This window comes from Bacteroidota bacterium, assembly GCA_016720935.1.
In the GTDB taxonomy this organism is placed as follows: domain Bacteria; phylum Bacteroidota; class Bacteroidia; order AKYH767-A; family 2013-40CM-41-45; genus JADKJP01.
The window spans coordinates 619,430-641,282 of sequence record JADKJP010000006.1; the positions used below are offsets into that span (position 1 = coordinate 619,430).

The following is a 21,853-nucleotide window of genomic DNA, read 5'->3' on the forward strand; positions in this document are numbered from 1 at the left end:
CGACTGCTTCAATTTTCTTTTTTAAAAAAATAATGCCCCGATTGAATGTAAAAAATTCTTTGGGGCATTTTTTTATCTGTATATTATCACAATAATTTAATGAATGATTTAATCAAATCTATTTCATAAAATCAAATTTGATCGTTTTCAATTCTTCTCCTCTTTCATAATAAACGATGGAAGATAATTTTCCATCTTCATTATAGTATTCCCATTTTCCCTGGTAAAAATAGTGCAGGCTTTCACCTTCGTAGACCAGGATTGCATTCCCGGAGCTTTTTCTTTTTCCTGATTCATAATAATATTTTGTGCGAATCAGCCTCTTTCCAAAGCGTTCTTTCTTCCTCAGCTTTCCATTTTCATAATAATATTTCCATTTTCCTTTTTCATGTCCATGTTTGTAATGACCATGATATTCTACCTGTTTTTTAGCGGAATCAATGTAGGCGATCCAATAACCTTCAGGTATTCCGTTTATGTATTGATTTCTTTTTTTCTTCCAAAACTGAGCAGAAGTATTCATGTGTTGAATACTGAAAATGCAGATGAGACAGGTCAAAAATTTAGTGACTTGGTTCATTTGTTGAGAAGCAGTTTGATGTAGAAGGAAGGACTTCGGAGACGCGATCGCATGTCAAGGTCTTCAAACATGCAGGTAATGGATTCTCTCAGTGTTTTGCTTTTCGAAGCCTTGTTCACCACAAAATTGAACAGCCAGGCTTGATTGGTTAGTTTTTGCAGTGTGTGGCTCAATTTTAATTCACTCCACAAAGTCTCATAGATTTTGTCATCATACGTGGATAAAAAACCGGCATCAAATCGTTGTTCATGAATCGCTTTTGAAATAACTTCAGAAGCAATCATCCCGCTGGTCATGGCATTCCCGATGCCTTCACCGGTAAAAGGATCGATCAGTGATGCGGCATCACCCACGAGGAGAAAATGTTCTCCCGACAGTTTTCTTTTTTTTGATCCAAGCGGAAGGCCCCATCCTTTTCTTTCAGATACCTGTTTCGCAAATTGAAAACGTTTTTTCAAAACAGGGTTGGACGCGATGGCTTTGTCCATCTCAGCATTCAGATTAATTTTCTTCTTAGAGATGACTTCGCTCAACATACCAACACCCACATTGGCCATTCCATCGGGCATCGGGAAGATCCACAGATAGCCGGGAAGAAAATCTTTCAGAAAATGTAATTCTATAAAATTTTGTGGATGAAGATCACTTACACCTGAATAGTATGCACGTAAACCAGCGCAATAATGTTTGTTTTCTTTTTTGTAGCCTGCAAAATGTTTCGCGACGATGGAGCGATCACCTTCCGCGCCAACGACAATTTTTGATTCTACCTGTAGCTTTTCTCCGTGATTATCCAGCAGCACGCGCACACCGTCCGCGGAATATTCCAGATCGACAATTTCGGTATTCTCAAGAACGGTTGTATAGGTTGGATCAAGTTTGCGAAACAGGAAGTGGTCGAAATCTGTTCTTCTGGAAATAAATCCCGGTGCATGTTTAAGAGTTTCCGGATTAGAAGTAAATGGAATATCCAGCACGCGTCCGTTCGGTGCTACGAATTGAACTCCGTAACTTCCAAGGAATTCCTTTCCTGAAGAAAGTTGTGGGACATAGGATTTGTCAAGCTGGTTGAGTACATGTACAACTTTTCCACTCAGTGCATCCCCGCAAATTTTATCTCTTGGAAAGGAAGCTTTATCCAGGATGATGTGGTGGATTTTCTTCTTGCTTAAAAACAGGGAGGTTGCAGTACCGGCAGGACCTGCCCCGGCAATCAGAACTTCAGCTTGTATATCGGAAAATCGCATTCGGTCTCTGGCAATTCATTCACATTTTCTGATTTGATTAAAAATGTGTGAATGGCTAAAGATATGAAAATCGTTACGATCTGGATATGGGCTTGTAAATTGTATTTTGGATGTTTTGTCTGCTGAGAAGTATATATACTTCATTGCGGAATTTGTATCTTGGTGGGAGAAATTATTGAGATCAGGTTTGATGAAAAAATTTCCTTTTGTAATTCGGGTTTACGGGTTGTATATCAATCCATCCAATGAGGTGTTGGTGAGCGATGAATTTGTTTATGGTCATCGCGTCACGAAATTTCCCGGTGGCGGACTTGAGTTTGGCGAAGGGACGATTGATTGTTTGCGTCGTGAGATGATGGAGGAAGTTGGCCACTCATTTGTGGTGCTGGAACATTTTTACACTACCGACTTTTTTGTTCCATCCGCATTTAACCCGGAAATTCAGGTGATGTCAGTCTATTATTTGATGCAACCTCTTGGCGAATTAGATCTTAAGACATCATCAAAACCCTTTGATTTTGATTCACAGAAAGAGGGTGCGCAGTCTTTCCGCTGGATAGCTTTGGAGAAAATGAATACAGAAGATTTCCATCTTGTTATTGATCGCCATGTTGCCGGACTTTTAAAGAATCGGCATTCTTCCTGATGTCCTTAAACATACGGGCAGATATAAAACCATCCGCTTTCAATTGCGAGATGAGTGAATCGCATTCGTTTTTTTCTGTAAAATTGGAAACGAGTACCTGATATTTGCGATGTTGCAGATCTCCCGCAATCCTGATTTGCGCGGCCGGCAGGTGATAATCCAGAGCAATATGACTGGCCATGTAAAACGCGTGCTTCCAGTATTCAGTTTGCCAGACAAGAACTGTTTTGCCACTAAGTTCCGTTATTCTTCCAAAGCAATCCCAGATATCATTTTCAATAAAAGTGGAGTCCTTCCAGGGCAAATGATCAAACAGGTTCATTACCTGAATTGTTACCGGGGCGACACCAAATGGAACCATTTCAAGTTTCATCGCTGCTGAGTGGCTAAGGTCGATGATCCTGCTTCGAACAAATGGTCCGCGATCGTTGATGCGTACAATCGCGTGTTTTCCGTTTTTTTTATTGTAAACGTTAACGATGGAGTTGAAGGGGAGCGTCCGGTGAGCGGCTGTAAAATCATTTTTATCGTAAAACTCGCCGTTGCTGGTTTCCTGCCCCTGGAAACTATCATGGTAAAAAGAGGCTTTGCCGGAATTGGATATGGAATCTTTTTTCTGTGCGAATGCCGGATTCAATTGCAAAAAGGCAAAGCAAAGAAATAATATTTTGATGATAAATCTCAAGACCATGTTTATTGCTTTGCCGGAAGTGATAAAATCTGATTAAATTATACCTAATCCTTAATCAAATAAAATCTTTGCCAGGAAATTAATTTTTAATTCAATCGGCGTGAAATGATATGTTCAATTTTCAGGAACAACTCGGCAGGGCTGAACATTCTCCAGTTCATTTCATCGAGTTCTCCGCCAAAAACCATATAATAATCAAGATTGAATCTTTCCATTTCTATCATTACATGAGGACGGAAATTGATGGCAGCTATCCAGCCTTCTTCAACATCCTGAAACCATTCTTCGTAATAGCAATCGTCGGAGCCATGGAAATTCAAAACATTTTCACCAATCAGTATAAATTTACTTATTCCTTCCGTCATCATTGGCTCAATCACTTCACGTTTCAGGAACATGATGTCGTTGTACAAAGCGTCGTTCCATTCACCGATAAATTCAATGACTGCATATCCGCGTTCGTAATCCGCGAATATAACTTTCAGGTAGAGTGTCGCTGAACCGAACTCATCCCATTGCGGATGGATGTAATAATTGTAAACTGTATTGGTAAATTCAAATTCACTATACACCGTGCCGTGGAAAGGCGAGAGTTCGTCTTCCGAAGCAATGTAAAGCTCTCGCCAGTTATAGAAGGGTTCGATATCCTGCACGGTAAAAGAGGATCAATTGTTGTTTAACGCGAAGATAATAATAATATTTCCTGTGATGAAGGAAGTTTACCGGAAATCACAAAATGAAAGCATTGAAATAGAAAAAAGAAAGTAAAAGAAAAATGTTATATAAAAACAGAGGAGAAGAATGCTAAATCGAATTATTTTTTTACCGCGTCAAGCGCTTTTCTGACACTTCCATATTTATTCAGAAGTTGTCCGGCTTCAATCGCAGTAATGTTGAGTTCATTCATGAGCATGGACGTACCTCTTTTGATAAGTTTGTTATTGGTCAGTTGCATGTCGACCATTTTATTTCCTTTCACACGACCGAGCTGAATCATCACCGAAGTTGAAATCATATTGAGCACAAGTTTTTGCGCGGTACCTGCTTTCATGCGTGTGCTGCCGGTGACAACCTCCGGGCCAACAACAATTTCAATAGGGTAGTGTACATTTTTTGCAAGCGGGGAATCCGGATTGCAGGTGAGGCCAATACAAAGAATATTGTTTTCTCTGCAATGTTTCATTGCTCCAACAACATAAGGTGTAGCGCCGGATGCTGCAATACCCATGACGACATCATGTTTTGAAACACCATGCGATTGCAGGTCCTTCCAGCCTTGTTCCGGATCATCTTCAGCAAATTCAACTGCTTTTCGGATGGCTGTATCACCACCCGCAATCAAACCGATCACGCGACCATGTTCGAGTCCATAGGTCGGAGGCAATTCAGAAGCATCAACAATTGCCAGCCTTCCGCTCGTTCCGGCACCAAGATAAAACAATCGTCCGCCCTGCCTTAATTTCTCACTAATCAGTACTACAACAGTTTCGATGCGGTGCAATGATTTTTCAATGACATTTGGAACTGTTTTGTCCTCCTGATTGATCGCATGCAAAAGGTCATACACGCTCATTTTCTCAAGTGAGCTGTAATTCGAATCTTTTTCAGTTGTTTTTTCTTCCATGAAATTCTTACCCGAAACAATTTGCAAGGGAATAGTTTTAAAAAATGGTCTTCATTTTGAATCCAATTTTACCGGAAACCCGGAAAATCGTTAGGATTGTATTCCTGCATGAGTCCATATGCAGCGTCTACGATATCTTCGACAGAAGGTTTGGAGAAATAATCACCATCTGACCCATAGGCAGATCGGTGAGCCTTCGCTGTGAGTGTCCTTGGTGATGCATCCAGATAGCGGAAGCCATCCTGAACTTCAAGTACTTGCTGGAGGATATAGGCGCTTGCACCTCCAGGAACATCTTCGTCCAGAATGAGTAGCTTGTTGGTTTTCTGTAAGGAAGCGGCAATAGAATGATTCAAATCAAAGGGGAGTAAGCTCTGAACATCTATGAGTTCTACGGAAATACCCAGTTCCTGTAATGACCGCATTGCTTCCTGGGCAACTCTGACGCAGGAACCATAGGTTACCAGTGTGATGTCTGACCCTTCCTGTATAGTTTCCGTTACACCAATTGGTACCCGGAACTGACCGAGGTTTGCCGGGAGCTTTTCTTTCAAACGATATCCGTTGAGACATTCCACTATCAGTCCGGGTTCATCTGCGGCCAAAAGTGTATTGTAAAATCCTGCTGCCTGTGTCATGTTTCTGGGAACCAGAATATGCATCCCACGAAGCGCGTTGATGATCATGCCCATGGGTGAACCACTATGCCAGATTCCTTCAAGGCGATGACCACGTGTACGAATAATCACAGGAGCTTTTTGTCCGCCTTTGGTGCGGTACTGCAAAGTGGAAAGGTCATCACTAAGAATTTGAACCGCGTAAAGCAGATAATCCAGGTATTGAATTTCCGCGATTGGCCTGAGACCACGTAAGGCAAGTCCGATACCTTGACCGGCAATAGTAGCTTCACGAATACCAACATCGGAAATCCGGATCTCACCATATTTTGCCTGCAATCCGGCGAACCCTTGATTTACATCACCAATTCTACCCAGATCTTCTCCGAAAGCCACAAGCCTTGGGTCGTTGTTAAAGAGCACATCAAAATTCGCCTGTAATATTTCTCTTCCGTCCATCAGTGGAGCTTCCGCATCATATTGAACAGGAACAGCGGAAACATTTAAAGCCGCTTCTTTGGATTCACTGTGCAAATAAGAATTATAACGATCGAAATTTTTTGCGGTATAATCCTGGTTCCAGTGAATCAATGAATTTCTGGCATCAGAATTTTCATTTCTTGCCAAACGTAAAACACGATGAACAGCAGCAGCAATGTCCCGTCGTGCAGGATCCATCATGGCTTCGAGTTCAGATTTTACTTTAAGGATAAATGGACTTGCACTGCTGTTTGCAGCTATTGCTTCGAAGTGAGCGGAAACAACTTTTATTTCTTCCTTGATGGGATTCATGAAATCGTCCCAGGCCTGCTTCCTGCAAGCCGATGCATATTTTTTTGCTGCGGCATCAATCTCATCACATTCTTCATTGGATGCAATGGCAGAGGAAATCATGAATTCCCGCATTTTGCGCAAACCGTCAAATTCTTCTTCCCAGGCAAGACGCTCTTTGGATTTGTAACGTTCATGAGAACCGGATGTGCTGTGTCCCTGGGGTTGAGTAACCTCCTGAACATGGAACAAGACGGGGACATGTTGTTCACGACAGATTTTTATTCCTTTCTCATACATCTCACACAAGCCGGGATAATCCCAGCCTTTACCGCGAAGGATCACATAGCCTTCGCCTTTGTCGTTACGTTCAAACCCTTTGAGAATTTCAGAAATATTTTGTTTTGTTGTCTGGTATTTTGCGGGAACAGAAATTCCATAACCATCGTCCCAAACCGATATTGCCATTGGAATCTGTAATACACCGGCAGCATTGATCGCTTCAAAAAAGACACCTTCTGATGTACTTGCGTCCCCGATGGAACCGAAGGCGACTTCATTTCCATTCACAGAAAAACCATTTACAGTTTTTAATTCCGGGTTGTTTCTGTAGAGTTTGGATGCCCATGCTAAACCGACCAGACGAGGCATTTGTCCCGCAGTAGGAGAGATGTCCGAAGAAGAATTTTTCATCCGGGTAAGATCTTTCCAACTGCCATCGGGATTCAGACTGCGTGTGGAAAAATGTCCGTTCATAGAACGTCCGGCAGAAGAAGGTTCTGCTTCCACATCCGGATTGGCATAAAGCTGAGCAAAAAATTTGGTGATGTCGGATTGCCCGATAGCAAACATGAAAGTCTGATCGCGGTAATAACCCGCACGAAAATCCCCATCTTTGAATTGTTTGGCCATCGCAATTTGCGCCAGTTCTTTTCCATCACCGAAGATGCCGAATTTTGCCTTTCCGGTGAGGACCTCTTTTCTACCCAACAAACTTGCCTGACGACTTTCTGATGCGATACGGTAATCATTCAAGACTTCCTTTCGGAAATCTTCGAAACTTAAATCTCTATTAACAGAACCTGCTGGTGACTCTTTCATAAAAAAAATCGTGTTTGGTGTCCTTACAAATATAGGAATTTTTGGAGGTTGTAATGAGGTGTTAAGCTTTGTAAATATAACTAATGGTTTTTCATTTATTTGCTTATTGGGCAGTGCTTTATTGCGCTGAAGTTTAGATTTCTAATACGGAAGCCTTTCTATCCAACGGCCATTTTGTTCACAAAATTTTATCGATAATTAACTGAATCCTAATGAATGAATCATTTTCTTTCAAAGATCACCTTTTAATCACCAAAGCATGCCGATATTGTGCTCCAATTCAATAAAACGGTAAATGAAACTGGTGATTCATTTTGTAGGCTTCCTGACATTTGTCATCATCGGAACCTCCTGCGAACAGGCTGTAAGAAAGCCTGAAAATAAAGCTGTTCCTGTTGAAAGGATGATGCAGAAAAGCGAAGGTCTGATCCGGATTGATCCATCGGTATTAGTTTCTGAAAAAGATACCATTTGTGGAATGAGTCTTCGAGATGGTATTTCTGACACCCTTCATGTTCAAGATAAAATCTATGGCTTTTGCAGTCCGGGATGCAAGGCTACATTTCAAAAACAAATTGCAGTAAAATGAAATTATTTCAATCGGTCTTCGTTCGTTTTTTTATTGTCGGTCTGATCACACTTGGGTTCATGATTTATGCCTATACTATCCTGAATCCTGAAAAAGATGAAACAGAATTATTGCCGGTTTATGGTCCGCGCAACGAAGACAGCACAGATCACAAAATAGCCTCGTTTTCATTCATTGATCAGGAAGGTAAAAAGGTAACGGAAGAAGATGTCAATGGAAAAATTTATATAGCGGATTTTTTCTTTACCACCTGCCAGGGGATTTGTCCGATTATGTCAGGACAAATGCAAAGGGTGTACGAGCATTACAAAGGGGATGAGCGCATTCATTTTTTATCTCATTCAGTGAAACCGGTGGAAGATTCAGTTCCGGTTTTGGCGGCTTATGCAAAAGAACATGGGGCGGATGCAAAGCAATGGCAATTTCTCACCGGTGACAAGAAGGAGCTCTATGAAATGGCAAGGAAATCGTATCTTGTGAGTGTAACGGAAGGCAATGGTGGTCCGGAGGATTTTGTGCATACACAGTTTTTTGCACTGGTGGATCCGGAGAGAAGGATTCGGGGATTCTATGATGGAACGGATTCAACAGAAGTGAATAAACTCATTGATGACATTCATGTATTACTCGGCGAGCCACATTAATTTCATTTTTCGAATTGCTTTAATCGCATTTTTCTCTTTTCCTTTTTCCTCGTTCGCTCAACATACGTCTGAAACCGATTTTCAACAGTTATTAGACTTAGAAAAAAAATCCGCAGGTATTCATCAACGACAAGCCGTTTCGAATTTCATTCCATTGACTTATGATGTTACCGGAGCAAGATGTGAATGGAATCTGGATCCTGAGATTCGTTACATCAGCGGAAGTGTGATGACAAAATTTATACCGGTTGGAAATTCGCTTCAACAGATGGATTTTGATTTGTCACATTTGCTTACTGTAGATTCAGTACTTTATCACGGAGCATTGATTTCATTTCAGCATACTGCGTCGGATCATCTGATAGTAAATTTTCCTGTCGTTCTTCCGGTACAACAAATCGATTCCGTTGTGATTTTTTATCATGGTGAGCCGGGTGTTTCCGGTTTTGGGTCATTTGAAATTGATGATCACCACGGTTCTCCGATTTTGTGGACACTTTCCGAGCCTTATGGATCAAAGGAATGGTGGCCTTGTCATCAGGATTTGAATGATAAAATTGATACACTGGATGTTATTGTCACGACACCTTCTCAATACAAAGTCGCGGGAAATGGTGTATTGAAAGATGAATATACAATCGGAACAAACAGGATTACACATTGGCAATCGACCTATCCCATTGCTGCTTATCTGGTAGGAGTTGCTGTAAGTAATTATTCAATTATTTCGGACACCTTACATCTCAGCGATGGCACTTTATTGCCTGTTGTTAATTATGTTTATCCGGAAGATTCCGCGAGACAACACTCGAAAATAATCAATGACCGGTTTTATGATGTGCTTTTGTATTTTGACAGTTTGTTTGGAACTTATCCATTCAGCAAAGAGAAATACGGACAGACACAGTTTGGATGGGGAGGAGGGATGGAACATCAGACCATGAGTTTCATTGGCAATTTTGATCCTTCTTTACTTGCGCATGAACTCGCTCATCAGTGGTTTGGTGATAAGATTACCTGTGGAACATGGCAGGATATCTGGTTGAATGAAGGTTTTGCAACTTATCTGCAGGGGTTAGGACGAAAAAGAATTGTTCCTTCTACTTGGGCTTCCTTTCTGACAGGACTATCAAACACGATCACTTCCAAACCTGATGGCTCTGTTTTTTGCGCGGATACTACTGATGTTGGAAGAATTTTTGATTACCGGCTAACTTACAGCAAAGGTGCTTATGTTCTGCATATGTTACGTTGGGTACTTGGAGATTCTGTTTTCTATTCTTCGATTCGCAGTTACATCAGTGACCCTGGGCTTATTTATTCGTATGCAAAAACGGATGACCTGAAAAGACATCTGGAAACTGTAAGCGGAAAAGACCTGAGTGATTTTTTGATCAATGGTTTTATGGATCAGGTTATCCATCCTATCATTTGGAATGGAACCAACAGAATAATGTTGTTGATTTGACTATTGAACAGACACAATCCGATACTTCGGTAGAATTTTTTCAGATGCCTGTTCCTGTTGAGTTTTCCGGACTTAATGAAGACACGATCATTGTATTTGATCATCTTTATCCGGGTCAGACATTTTCTTTCAATTTGAATTTTGAAATAAAAAATATTTTCTTCGACCCTGAACGTTGGATATTAAGCGCTGAAAATTCAGTCATTTCAACCCGACAGAAGAACGCATCGGAATATCCGGTATTACTTTTTCCAAATCCCGCTCAGGATCATGTCTCCGTTTATTTTAGCGAACAGGGTTTCCCGGTTTTGTCGGCCCGAATTATTGATGCAACAGGAAGAATAGTAAAGAAAGTGAATTTTGATTTTCCTTCTTCAAATGTGGATTTTGAAATTTCTTCACTAGCCGTTGGTTTCTACATTATCGAAGTCGAAACCTTCGATCGTTTGACAAATCTTCATTTTGTGAAATCACGATAATTGTTGTCGTAGTTGTCCTTTTTCACCAAGTGAATCCTTCCATTCGCCTTGAAGTATCGTTTTTATTCAGATTTCAAGTGTTTTTTCATACATGATCTTTTTCCTTTTCCTTGCATTCAGGACCTTTTCAAATTATTTTTACAATCTGCGAAAACCCCCCATTTCCTGAGTGAATAGTTATGCCCGGTACATACCTTGAAGGTATTGTGCATGCGAATATTGTAATTGATACACAATGAAAAAGAAACCGTTATTCCATTTTTCTGAAATTACCTCCAAGGTGTTCCTTCTCTTGTTTGTGATCGTGTTCTTTTTACAGAGCAAATCATTTTCTCAGGGAAGTTCAGCTTCGCTCTGGAATGTGATACCTGAATCATCCATTGAGAACGCTGATAAAAGAGAGGAGAAGCCTGTCGCTTACAAAACATATTCACTGGATTTGCAAGCTATGCAATCTCTTTTGCAAAACGCGCCGATGGAAGGGACATCAAATGGAAGGATTAGTCAAACCGTTGTTGAAATTCCCATGCCGGATGGCAAGCTTTCGAGATTTCGTGTTGTTGAATCACCGGTGATGGAACCTGCATTGGGTAGAATGTATCCTTTCATTCGTACTTTTTCCGGACAAGGAATTGATGATCCGACAGCTGTAGCCAGATTTGATTACACCTTGTTTGGTTTTCATTCGATGATTATGTCGGCAAATGGCTGGTACTTTATTGAACCATTCATTTTGGGAAATACAAAAGATTACATCGTTTACAATAAAAAGGATACCAGAAGAACCGACAATTGGATTTGTGAAGTGGATAGTACATTTCAAATTTCCGGTATACAAAATCCGCAACAATCTTCAGTTTACAGAACCAATGGAGCTTCATTGAGAACCTATCGTCTGGCACTTGCCTGTACAGGTGAATATGCGGCTACTTATGGTGGAACAGCAGGTGGTGCGATGTCCGGGATGGTAACATCAGTGAATCGTGTGTCGGGCGTTTATGAATTGGAAGTTTCCATCCGTCTTGTATTGATTGCAAACGATAATTTACTTGTTTACACAAATGCCGCTACCGATCCCTATACAAACGGATCAGGCACGACGATGTTGACTGAGAATATCAACAACATTAATGCTGTCATCGGAAGCGCGAATTACGACATCGGACATGTATTCAGCACAGGTGGAGGTGGAGTAGCGGGACTGGGTGTTGTATGCGGAACATCAAAAGCCCGCGGTGTAACAGGACGAGGTTCACCAATCGGTGATGCATTTGATATCGATTATGTCGCGCATGAAATGGGACATCAGTTTGGAGGCAATCATACATTTAACAGTGTCACCGGTTCTTGTGGCGGAGGGAACAGAGCAGCTTCAGCGGCATATGAACCGGGGTCCGGTACAACGATTATGGCTTATGCAGGAATTTGTGGTGCGGATAATATCCAGCCCAACAGTGATGCAATATTTCATACTAAGAGTTTTGATGAAATTGTGATTTACAGTACAACAGGAACAGGTAACACTTGTCCTGTCACGACTGCCAATGGAAATACCGTTCCAACCATTACAAGTGCAGGAGCGAATTATACAATTCCTTATTCAACTCCGTTCAAACTTACAGGGTCTGCCACGGATGCAAACGGTGATGCGCTTACTTATCTTTGGGAAGAATACGATGTCACTGCGACAGGAAGTGCTCCGAATAGCCCAACGGGTAACTCTCCGATTTTTCGGGTTTTTGTTCCGACAACTGACCCGACACGTGTCTTCCCTCGCATGCAGGATATTGTAAATAATACACAGACACTTGGTGAGCTTTTGCCAACTTATGCGCGTACATTGAATTTCAGATTTACTGTTCGCGACAATCGTCTCGGTGGAGGAGGAGTGAACCATCCTGATACCACAGTGAAAGTAACAGTTGCAGTTACAACAGCACCTTTTGCTGTCACTGCACCAAATACCGCGGTCACCTGGAATACAGGTACAGTACAAACTGTTACCTGGCAAGTGGGAGGAAGTAATCTGTCTCCTGTAAGTTGCGCGAATGTGAACATCCTTTTATCAACTGACGGAGGTTATACTTATCCGATTACACTACTTGCCAATACTCCGAATGACGGGTCACAGGCAATCACGGTTCCGGTTGTTCTTACTTCCCAGGCAAGGGTAAAAGTTGAAGCTGTTGGGAATATCTTTTTTGATATCTCAAATACAAACTTCAATATCATTACTTCGAACCCTGTAGTGACTGCTATTTTCACTACAGCTCTTCCTTCGTCATCTATTTGTGCAGGCGGACAGGTCAATGTTGATTTCACTACTGATGGACCGGCTAATAGCGGAAACATTTTTACCGCTTATCTGTCTGACAATACAGGTGATTTCACAAATGGAGTCAGTATCGGTACACTTGCAGGTACAAGTGCCGGTACGATCAGTGCAATCATTCCTGCAGGAACTGTTTTGGGCGGAAATTACTTTATCCGAGTCGTTAGTTCAAATCCGGTAGTGACAGGTTCGAACAATGGAGCAAATCTGATTGCAATCGCGCCACCGGCAATTCCGGGAGCTGTCAGTGGTACTGCTACCGTTTGTCAGGGGCAAAGCGGAGTAGTATATTCTGTTCCTGCGATTGCGAATGCGACGGGCTACGCATGGTCATTACCCGCAGGAGCAAGCATTACTGCAGGGTCAAATACGAATTCCATTACAGTGACTTTTTCCGCATTAGCAGTTTCAGGTTCTGTTACAGTTCAAGGAACAAATGCCGGTTGTAGCGGATCAGTGTCATCGCCCTTTGCTGTGGTTGTGAATCCTATTCCTGTTTTAAGTGCAATCACCGGTTCGAAAACAGCTTGCGCCGGGCAGAGTTCTTATGTTTATTCAGTTACAGCTACAGCAGGAACTACAGGTTTCAACTGGACACTACCTACAGGAGCAACGATCAGTGCAGGAGCGAATACGAATACCATCACAGTGAATTATGCTTCAAATGCGGTATCAGGTACACTGATTGTATACGGGTCAAATTCCTGTGGGAATAGCACAACGGTTTCTTCTTTCATCAATGTTGTTCCGCTTCCACAGACACCTGTGATCAGTGCAGGTGGTCCGACTACATTTTGTTCGGGTGGATCCGTGCAACTTTCGTATGTTCCGACAGGAAATACAGTGTACAACTGGAGACAGGACGGTGTTTTGATTCCGGGTGCAACATCCAGCACATATAGTGCAACCACTTCAGGTAATTATGATGTAATTGCTGATTCAATAAAACCTTTCAGCATCGCGCCTGCGCTGGCTATTCCTGATTTCAATGCATGCGCGAATGCTACTAGCAGTATTGTGGTATCCGGATACACCGGGACAGTTACTTCTTCCGGTATCAGTGTTCGCATCAACATCACGCATACTTACGATGCCGATTTAAGTCTGGTGCTTATTGCTCCGAATGGAATGATCCTCGGATTAGCCAATCAAATAGGAAGCAGCGGAGATAATTTTACCAATACAGTTTTCTCGGATGCAGGAACAGCACAGATCCCTGCAACCGGTGCTCCTTATACCGGAACTTACAAACCTTACACGGCTGTATTCAGCAATACTTGTGTGACAACGACTGCTACTTCTTTCGCTTCGCTTGGCGGAGGTTCGATCAATCCCAATGGAACCTGGTCGCTCATCGCATATGATTTAGCGAGTGTAGATGTTGGAACAATCAATGACTGGACCATTTCTTTCCCCGCGTCCTTAAACAGCCCTTGCCCTAAAGTTTCAGCAACAATTCCTGTTACAGTAAATCCTGCTCCTGTTATTGTTTCGCTTTCACCGTCATCCGGATCAGTTGGAACTCCGGTTGTGATCAGTGGAAGCGGATTCTCCGGCGCGACATCGGTAAGTTTCAATGGTACCAATGCTTCTTTTGTAGTTGATAATTCTTCGCAGATCACAGCTACTGTTCCTGCAGGTGCAACGAGTGGAACCATCACGGTGATTACACCTTGTGGTACAGCTGTATCTCCTGTGGCATTCACTGTCACAACTTCTCCCATCACCCTTAATCTGACAGTATTGATAGAAGGATTTTATACCGGCGGTGGATTGATGAATGGCGTATTATCTCCATCAGTTTGCGATACAGTAACAGTGAAACTTGCAAATGCAATTTCCCCTTATGCTTTTGCAGCGACACAGAAATCTACCGTTAATACATCCGGACAGGGTAGTTTTGTATTTACAGGAATCAGTTCCGGATCGTCATATTATGTAGTTGTTCAGCACAGGAATTCACTGGAAACATGGAGCGCGAGCCCGGTGGTATTCAGTGGAAGTTCGGTGAACTACGATTTCACAATCGCGTTGAATCAGGCGTTCGGATCCAATCAAATCCTTGTTTCACCCGGACTCTATGCGATTCGTAGCGGTGATGTAAATCAGGATGGTATTATTGAAAACGCGGATTTCACTTCTATCCAAAATAACTCACAGCTCTTCACCGCAGGATATTTTCCCGGAGATATCACAGGAGACAACCTGATTGAATCTGCGGATTATTCATTGATCGAAAATAATTCTCAGCTCCTGTTGATGGTCGCGCATCCTTGAAGAAGGCAGATTTATTCCTCATTTCGATTGTTGGAAGAAAATATTTTCAATGCCAGACTGAAGCTGCAACTACGAAAGTCGCGAAGACGATGCTTGCTATTCCATTCGTTGTAAAGAATGCAAGGTTTACTTTGCTCAGATCATCCGGCTTGATTAAAGTGTGCTGATAAATCACCAATGCTGTGAATAAAGCGGCACCCACCCAGTAAAGGTTTCCGAATGTACCCTCTATTCCGGCAATGACGACAAAAAGGATGCAGAGAAAATGAAGAATTGAAGAAAAAATCAAGGCGTTTTTTCTTCCAAAAAAAGTCGGGATAGAATAGAGTTTTTCTGATTTGTCGAATTCATCATCCTGCAAAGCATAGATGATATCAAATCCACTCACCCAGGTAATTACAGTAAAGGAGAAGAACAAAGGCAGCCAGTCGAAACGGCTGGTGATCGCCAGGTAAGCTCCGATTGGAGCAAGTGACAAACCGAGTCCAAGCACAAGATGACAAAGCCAGGTAAATCTTTTTGTATAGGAGTAACCCAACACAACAAGCAGGGCGACAGGAGAGAGATAAAAGCAAATCGGATTGATGAAATAAGTAGTCAGCACGAAAAGCACTGAACTGAGAATCACAAGAAATAATGCGGCGCCTGCGGAAATTGTTCCTGCGGGAATTTCTCTCACTTTCGTTCTCGCGTTTTTTGCATCGATGGCTCTGTCGGCCCAACGATTGAAAGCCATCGCGGAAGTACGAGCCAAAACCATGCAAAGAATGACTTTTAACAAGAGCCAGACATCCGGATGGCTGTCGGGTTGGATAGCTCCCAATGTATATCCTATCGCGGCGAATGGCAGTGCAAACACCGTGTGGCTGAATTTAACTAAGGAGAGATAATTTTTTAGTGTTCTGATCACGACTCTGAATTCGGAGCGCTAATGTAGGGAATTCGTAATTTATAGCAGGCCACAAATAAAAAATGATGGCCTGGCCATCATTTTCTGTTCTATGTGAAATTCTCTTTTTATAGAATAATCAGTTTGTTGATTTTAATGGGCTTACCATCGAGCAGGAGGAAGCAATTGTACATTCCAGAAGTCCAGCTGTCACTATTCAGATCAATGGTATTTGCTTTGTCTTTTATTGAGATCCTTTTGATTTCCGCACCAACAAGATCGGTGATCACGATATCCGCTTTGTGATAATTTCCAGCAGTTGTCAGATCGTAATGAAGTGTCGTAGCATGTTCAAACGGATTCGGATAAGCTCCGAAATTTACATTCGCGTATTCATCCAGTTCATCGATTCCAACAGTACAACCTTTTACCACACCGTAAGCATTCACTTTTCCATAACCCCAGCGGTTATCAGGTAAACCATTTCCGGTGAATGCATCTTTGTCGGCACAGTTGATGATGGCTTCTTTTACTTCATCATAATAGGCTGTCGGATTTTTCTGGAGATACAATGCCGCGATACCCGCCACAACAGGGGAGGACATCGAGGTTCCGCTACTGCGTTTGTGTTTTTTTCCGGCAGCGACTTTTTCCGGTTCGATAGCGGCAAGCAGGTTCAGTTCCGATTGTGTTCCACAGGAGATCAGCCATTCGCCGGTCGCGGTGATGTCAGGCTTGATACGACCGTCACGCGTAGGACCATGACTGGAGAAACCTGACAATTGTCCAACGACAAGATTTGTGTCACGAGTGATCGCGTAGTTTGCGTTGGTGTAGAAATTTCTGTTGATATAACTACCAACGGTTATCACTTTATCACTGCAGGTAAATGAACTTACGATCGTTTGATCTGTATCCGGTTTTTTGTATTTCAGAATTTGTGGATAAGAAACAGTATCGGGGAGGTTGTCGAAAACCATGTCGTAACTCCATCCGTCGAGATGTCCCTGTCCTGTACTCATAAAGCGCCACAAATACCGACTGGTATCAGTTGGTGTAATGTTCGTGATAGAATCCGGTTCAATGAGAAATTCAACAGAGTAATTTCCGTTCCAGTATTGATTCAGACTTTGGATAATTCCCAAACGGTTTCCGTTAAGACTTAAAGTATCAGTCGAGAGCACACCGAGGTTGTGCATCACTGTATTGAAAGGTAAACTGTTCAGCGTCGTATATCCGTGATTGACGCGGTCAATGCCGAGTGAAAACTGTATGTTTTCAAAATCCGCTGAGTCGCCCCAGGCCTGGATGTAAATGCTCTGACTGCTCAATTGTAACCATGTAAAATTCGTATCCGTTCCGGCATCATAACCAAGGTGGAGTGGGGCGGAGCCTGCATTGCCGGCGGAACACACTACTACGTGTCCGGGTTTAGAACTAATCAGGTTGTCGATCGCCTGTGCCTGGATGTCTTTTCCGTCATGCGAACCAAAGTAAGTTCCAAGACTCACATTGATGACTGCAGGTTCTCCAAGTTCATCGGCTCTATCAAAGATGTATTTGATCGCATCCACCAATGAAGAAAGAAATTCATTGTCGGGACGATTCAGATTCATTTTCACAATGATGATATCCGATTTTGGTGCAACACCTTTGTAATTGTTCAATGCCAGTCCGCTGCCACAGGCAATTCCTGCTACGTGTGAACCATGACTGAATGGACTGTCGTAATGTTGTGTGGATGTATCAATCTGGTTACCGATGTATTCTTTTCCATAACCATAAGGTTGCGCCTGTGTTGCCGTATCAAAATTGATGATAGCCTGATCCCAGAGAAATTTAATTCGTGTACGTCCGTATTCATCCCTGAAATCAGGATGTGTGTAGTCGATACCTTCATCGATGATTCCTACAACAACACCTTCACCGTTGTAATCCTGCGGCAGATTGAATCCCTGCTGTACTTCAGTCACGTGATTGTTCACCAGCATCTGGTTGTTCATCGGCTGAAGTTTCATGTCGTTGTCTTCGATGCGTTGGATTTTTCCGGATGAAGCGAGTTGTGGGATTTTGCTCAGCGGAATTCTAACCGCCGCAATATCACCGGCCGCGTATTTGAAAACTCCTCCGACAGATTCCGTAAGCGAACGGATTTCGTTCACATCGCCTTTTATAAAAACCGCCACCTGGTGATCAGACTGTCGGGCCTGGCTCAGTTTCTTTTGAAGCGAAAAATTCAGTTTCGAACTTTGCTGTCCTTGTGCGGAGAAAATTAACATCAGCAAGGCGGAAGAAATTGCAAGTAGTTTTTTCATCGGAATGGATACAATCAATGGTGATTCTGGTCTCTTACAGAGCTTATCTTCCAATTGTTGCATTTTCACTCTTAATTTTGTCGTGTTTTCGGGTGATAAAGCATTAATTATTAAACATTTTTGTCGAAATTCGCGGCCGGGTCGCAAAAGCTTGCCCTCTGAATTTTAAATCAAAATCATATTAATCTAAATTCCTGGAAATCAGAATAATGTGTAATTTATTCATTTGCAATAAATTACAGTGATTCCTTAGGTCCGGAAGAACAAATAAGCATCAATGGCAGACGATAAAAAGATCATCTTTTCGATGGTCGGAGTGAGTAAAATTTATCCTCCGAACAAACAGGTATTGAAAGACATATACCTGTCGTTTTATTACGGAGCAAAAATCGGGATCCTTGGTTTGAACGGCGCGGGTAAATCTACGCTCATGAAGATCATTGCCGGTCTTGAAAAATCTTTCAACGGTGAAGTGGTTTTCTCACCGGGATATTCTGTAGGATATCTTTCCCAGGAACCCGATTTCGATCACAGCAAAACTGCCCGTGAGGTGGTGATGGAAGGCGCGCAGAAAGTAGTGGATCTCCTGAAAGAATTCGAAGAGATCAACAACAAGTTCGCTGAGCCGATGGACGATGACGCGATGAACAAACTCATCGCCCGTCAGGGTGAAGTGCAGGACGCGATTGACGCGGCCGGTGGTTGGGAGATCGATAACAAAATCGAAATCGCGATGGACGCTTTGCGTTGTCCGGATCCCGAAGCATCTGTTGCAAACTTATCAGGTGGTGAAAAACGCCGGATCGCCTTGTGTCGTCTCCTGCTCCAGGAGCCGGATGTGTTGTTGCTCGACGAGCCAACGAATCACCTCGACGCTGAATCCGTGTTGTGGCTCGAGCAACATTTGCAACAATACAAAGGCACTGTCATCGCCGTAACACACGATCGTTACTTCCTCGACAATGTAGCCGGTTGGATTCTTGAACTTGATCGCGGAGAAGGAATTCCATGGAAAGGAAATTACTCTTCATGGCTGGAACAGAAATCAAATCGTTTAGCTCAGGAAGAAAAAACAGAAAGCAAACGTCAGAAAACATTGCAGCGTGAGTTGGAATGGGTGCGTTTGTCACCGAAAGGTCGGCATACAAAATCCAAAGCACGTATCGCGGCATATGATAAAATGTTGAATGAAGATGCAAAGGAGAGAGAAGACAAGTTGGAGCTTTTCATTCCACCTGGACCAAGGTTGGGTTCCGTAGTCATCGACTTCGACAATGTCTCCAAATCATTTGGCGACAAAATGTTGTTTGAAAATCTCAGCTTCTCACTTCCACCTGCAGGAATTGTTGGTGTGATCGGACCAAACGGTGCCGGTAAAACTACTTTGTTCAAGCTCATCATGGGACAGGAGCAAGCAGATACAGGCACAGTAAAAATCGGCGACACAGTAAAGATTGCCTACGTGGATCAGTCACACGATGATCTGGTTTCCGGCAAAAGTGTGTATGAAATTATTTCCGGTGGAACAGATTCGATGATGGTTGGTGGACGTGCTTTGAACTCACGTGCCTATGTTTCCAAATTTAATTTCAGCGGAACGGATCAGAGCAAAAAGCTGGAAGTACTTTCCGGTGGAGAACGCAACCGCGTGCATCTCGCGATCGCGCTGCGTGAAGGTTCGAATGTACTTTTGCTTGACGAGCCTACGAACGATATCGACATCAACACGCTTCGCGCGCTCGAAGAAGCGATTGAAAACTTTGCCGGTTGTGCTGTGATCATTTCCCACGATCGTTGGTTCCTCGATCGCGTTGCTACACACATTCTCGCCTTTGAAGGTGATTCACAGGTTTATTTCTTCGATGGTAACTTCAGTGAATACGAAGAGAACAAGAAGCAAAGACTTGGGGATACTCAGCCGCATCGGATCAGGTACAAGAATTTAGTGCGTTAATTTTTTTAAGCAAAGACGCGGAGGGCGCAAAGGATTATTTCTTTGCGCCCTCTGTGTTTTTGCGTGAAATCATGGCAATTTTTTATTTGAAATTCTGACTCCAGTCATTTGAAAATTTTCGGAAGCAGTCTATTTTAATCAATTAAAATAGATTGAAAATGAAAGCCAATATTATCAGGAATCTGCGACAATTTCTGGTTTGTCTTGTTGCAACATTATTTTTCGGACTTAATTCTTCTTCATTAAAATCGCAAAGCTGGTCGGATGTCGGTGGCGGTGTTGGTGATTTTGTGAACGCGATGACGGTTTACAATGGAGAGCTCATTGTAGGCGGGCGATTTACAAACGCCGGTGGAGTTCCCGCGAATTATATCGCGGCATGGAACGGGACGAGTTGGCATGCTTTGGGTTCCGGTACCGACGGATGGGTGAATGCGCTTGCGGTTTATAATGGTGAACTCATTGCAGGAGGCGGTTTTTCAACAGCAGGAGGAGTGTCTGCCAGCAATATCGCGAGATGGGATGGAAGTTCATGGCAGGATGTTTCCGGCGGCACAAACGCGCAGGTTGCCGCTCTTACTGTTTATAACAACCAACTCATCGCAGGAGGATATTTTACAGACGCGGAAGGTATAGCAGTGAATTACATCGGTGCCTGGGACAACAACGGCTGGTATCCTTTGGGAAGCGGTATGGGTGGTTCGCAGGGACAAGTGATGACTTTGGATGTTTATGCCGGTGAATTGATTGCCGCGGGATTTTTTACAAGCGCGGGCGGAAATCCGGCCAGCCACATCGCGAAATGGAATGGCACTTCGTGGTCTACATTGGGAACAGGAATTACCTGGATCGTATACTCTCTATGCAATTATAATAATACGCTGATTGCCGGAGGATATTACACCAATGCCGGAGGAATCAATGCGAATAGTATCGCGGCCTGGGATGGGGCTTCATGGTCGACATTAGGAAGCGGAATGGGAGCAACCGGTGTTGGTTACGATTATGTATTTGGACTTGCAACGTACAATGGAAGTTTGTTTGCCGGTGGCATGTATCTCACTGCCGGAGGTGTAACCGCGAATGGCATCGCGAAGTGGGATGGAAATCAATGGTACGATTTGAATGGAGGCGTGTGGTTTGGAGGAAGCAATGCCTATGGCGTGAACGCTCTTGCGGTGTATGGAAATGAACTCTATGCCGGAGGACTTTTTACTTCGGCCGGAACAGTTGGCGCATCACATATTGCGAGGTGGTCAGAACCGCTTGTCGGTACCAGCGAATCGAGCAGTGGAAGCAAAGAACCTGAACTCTCGATGAATCCGGTCTATCATCTTTTGCAGATAAAATTTAGTAGTAGTATTCAAAAACCTGTCGGCCTGACTTTGTACAATCTTGACGGAAAAGTTTTAAGGTCCGAAACTTTTCAATCAACAGGCAAAGATGGAAGTTTATACATTGACATTCGGAATTTAGCTCCGGCAATTTATTTGCTCAGGAGTGAAACAGGTAAAGATCAATTTGTGCAAAAGGTTTTTATTCGGAATTAAAATTGCAAGGTTATCATTGAGAGTTTTGATTTAAACACATCTTATAATTTCTTTGCGTAGTTAGCGACTTGGCGAGAAA

Annotated in this window: 16 protein-coding genes; 8 read left to right on the forward strand and 8 right to left on the reverse strand. The window is 42.8% G+C overall.

Annotated features, from left to right (window positions below; all coding sequences use genetic code 11):
- Positions 1-118 precede the first annotated feature (118 nt).
- Together IPP86_10980 and IPP86_10985 are read right to left on the reverse strand one after the other, a co-directional pair.
- Complete coding sequence (locus IPP86_10980) at positions 119-523, reverse strand: hypothetical protein (protein ID MBL0139035.1); 405 nt, start codon at positions 521-523, stop codon at positions 119-121.
- A gap of 53 nt (positions 524-576) precedes the next feature.
- Positions 577-1,827, reverse strand: a complete 1,251-nt coding sequence (locus IPP86_10985; GenBank protein MBL0139036.1) for a geranylgeranyl reductase family protein — start codon at positions 1,825-1,827, stop codon at positions 577-579.
- A gap of 190 nt (positions 1,828-2,017) precedes the next feature.
- Between IPP86_10985 and IPP86_10990 the strand changes: the two genes are divergently transcribed.
- Positions 2,018-2,473 (forward strand): NUDIX domain-containing protein, encoded by a 456-nt coding sequence (locus IPP86_10990; GenBank protein ID MBL0139037.1) that lies wholly within the window; start codon positions 2,018-2,020, stop codon positions 2,471-2,473.
- On the opposite strand, the gene IPP86_10995 is transcribed toward IPP86_10990, so the two are convergent.
- From IPP86_10995 to IPP86_11010, 4 genes are all read right to left on the reverse strand, one after another.
- Positions 2,424-3,158, reverse strand: a complete 735-nt coding sequence (locus IPP86_10995) for a septal ring lytic transglycosylase RlpA family protein (protein ID MBL0139038.1) — start codon at positions 3,156-3,158, stop codon at positions 2,424-2,426. The genes IPP86_10990 and IPP86_10995 overlap by 50 nt on opposite strands.
- Positions 3,159-3,250: 92 nt before the next feature.
- Entirely contained in the window at positions 3,251-3,817 is a 567-nt protein-coding gene (locus tag IPP86_11000; protein ID MBL0139039.1) for a hypothetical protein, read from the reverse strand.
- 161 nt (positions 3,818-3,978) lie between these two features.
- Positions 3,979-4,788 carry an N-acetylmuramic acid 6-phosphate etherase gene (locus IPP86_11005; protein MBL0139040.1) on the reverse strand — a complete coding sequence of 270 codons (810 nt, stop codon included), beginning with the start codon at positions 4,786-4,788 and terminating at the stop codon, positions 3,979-3,981.
- Positions 4,789-4,856: 68 nt separating this feature from the next.
- Positions 4,857-7,277, reverse strand: a complete 2,421-nt coding sequence (locus IPP86_11010; GenBank protein ID MBL0139041.1) for a transketolase — start codon at positions 7,275-7,277, stop codon at positions 4,857-4,859.
- Positions 7,278-7,572: 295 nt separating this feature from the next.
- On the opposite strand from IPP86_11010, the gene IPP86_11015 reads away from it, so the two are divergent.
- The 5 genes from IPP86_11015 to IPP86_11035 all read left to right on the forward strand — a co-directional run bounded on the left by IPP86_11015 (position 7,573) and on the right by IPP86_11035 (position 15,066).
- Positions 7,573-7,866, forward strand: coding sequence for a hypothetical protein (locus tag IPP86_11015; protein MBL0139042.1), 294 nt, complete (start codon positions 7,573-7,575; stop codon positions 7,864-7,866).
- Positions 7,863-8,510: an SCO family protein gene (locus IPP86_11020; protein MBL0139043.1), complete on the forward strand. Its 648-nt coding sequence runs from the start codon at positions 7,863-7,865 to the stop codon at positions 8,508-8,510. Before IPP86_11015 ends, IPP86_11020 begins: the two co-directional genes overlap by 4 nt.
- Before the next feature lie 154 nt (positions 8,511-8,664).
- Entirely contained in the window at positions 8,665-9,978 is a 1,314-nt protein-coding gene (locus IPP86_11025; GenBank protein ID MBL0139044.1) for a M1 family metallopeptidase, read from the forward strand.
- The gene (locus IPP86_11030; GenBank protein ID MBL0139045.1) at positions 9,975-10,457 is read left to right on the forward strand and encodes a T9SS type A sorting domain-containing protein; all 483 of its coding nucleotides are present in this window, start codon (positions 9,975-9,977) and stop codon (positions 10,455-10,457) included. Before IPP86_11025 ends, IPP86_11030 begins: the two co-directional genes overlap by 4 nt.
- 235 nt (positions 10,458-10,692) lie before the next feature.
- Complete coding sequence (locus tag IPP86_11035) at positions 10,693-15,066, forward strand: proprotein convertase P-domain-containing protein (protein MBL0139046.1); 4,374 nt, start codon at positions 10,693-10,695, stop codon at positions 15,064-15,066.
- A 46-nt stretch (positions 15,067-15,112) separates the two neighbouring features.
- On the opposite strand, the gene IPP86_11040 is transcribed toward IPP86_11035, so the two are convergent.
- Together IPP86_11040 and IPP86_11045 are read right to left on the reverse strand one after the other, a co-directional pair.
- The gene (locus IPP86_11040; protein MBL0139047.1) at positions 15,113-15,973 is read right to left on the reverse strand and encodes a UbiA family prenyltransferase; all 861 of its coding nucleotides are present in this window, start codon (positions 15,971-15,973) and stop codon (positions 15,113-15,115) included.
- Positions 15,974-16,083: 110 nt separating this feature from the next.
- Positions 16,084-18,270 (reverse strand): S8 family serine peptidase, encoded by a 2,187-nt coding sequence (locus IPP86_11045; protein MBL0139048.1) that lies wholly within the window; start codon positions 18,268-18,270, stop codon positions 16,084-16,086.
- A gap of 277 nt (positions 18,271-18,547) precedes the next feature.
- On the opposite strand from IPP86_11045, the gene ettA reads away from it, so the two are divergent.
- Together ettA and IPP86_11055 are read left to right on the forward strand one after the other, a co-directional pair.
- Positions 18,548-20,224: an energy-dependent translational throttle protein EttA gene (gene ettA / locus IPP86_11050; protein ID MBL0139049.1), complete on the forward strand. Its 1,677-nt coding sequence runs from the start codon at positions 18,548-18,550 to the stop codon at positions 20,222-20,224.
- Between the two features lie 158 nt (positions 20,225-20,382).
- Complete coding sequence (locus IPP86_11055) at positions 20,383-21,774, forward strand: T9SS type A sorting domain-containing protein (protein MBL0139050.1); 1,392 nt, start codon at positions 20,383-20,385, stop codon at positions 21,772-21,774.
- The last annotated feature ends 79 nt before the right edge of the window (positions 21,775-21,853 follow it).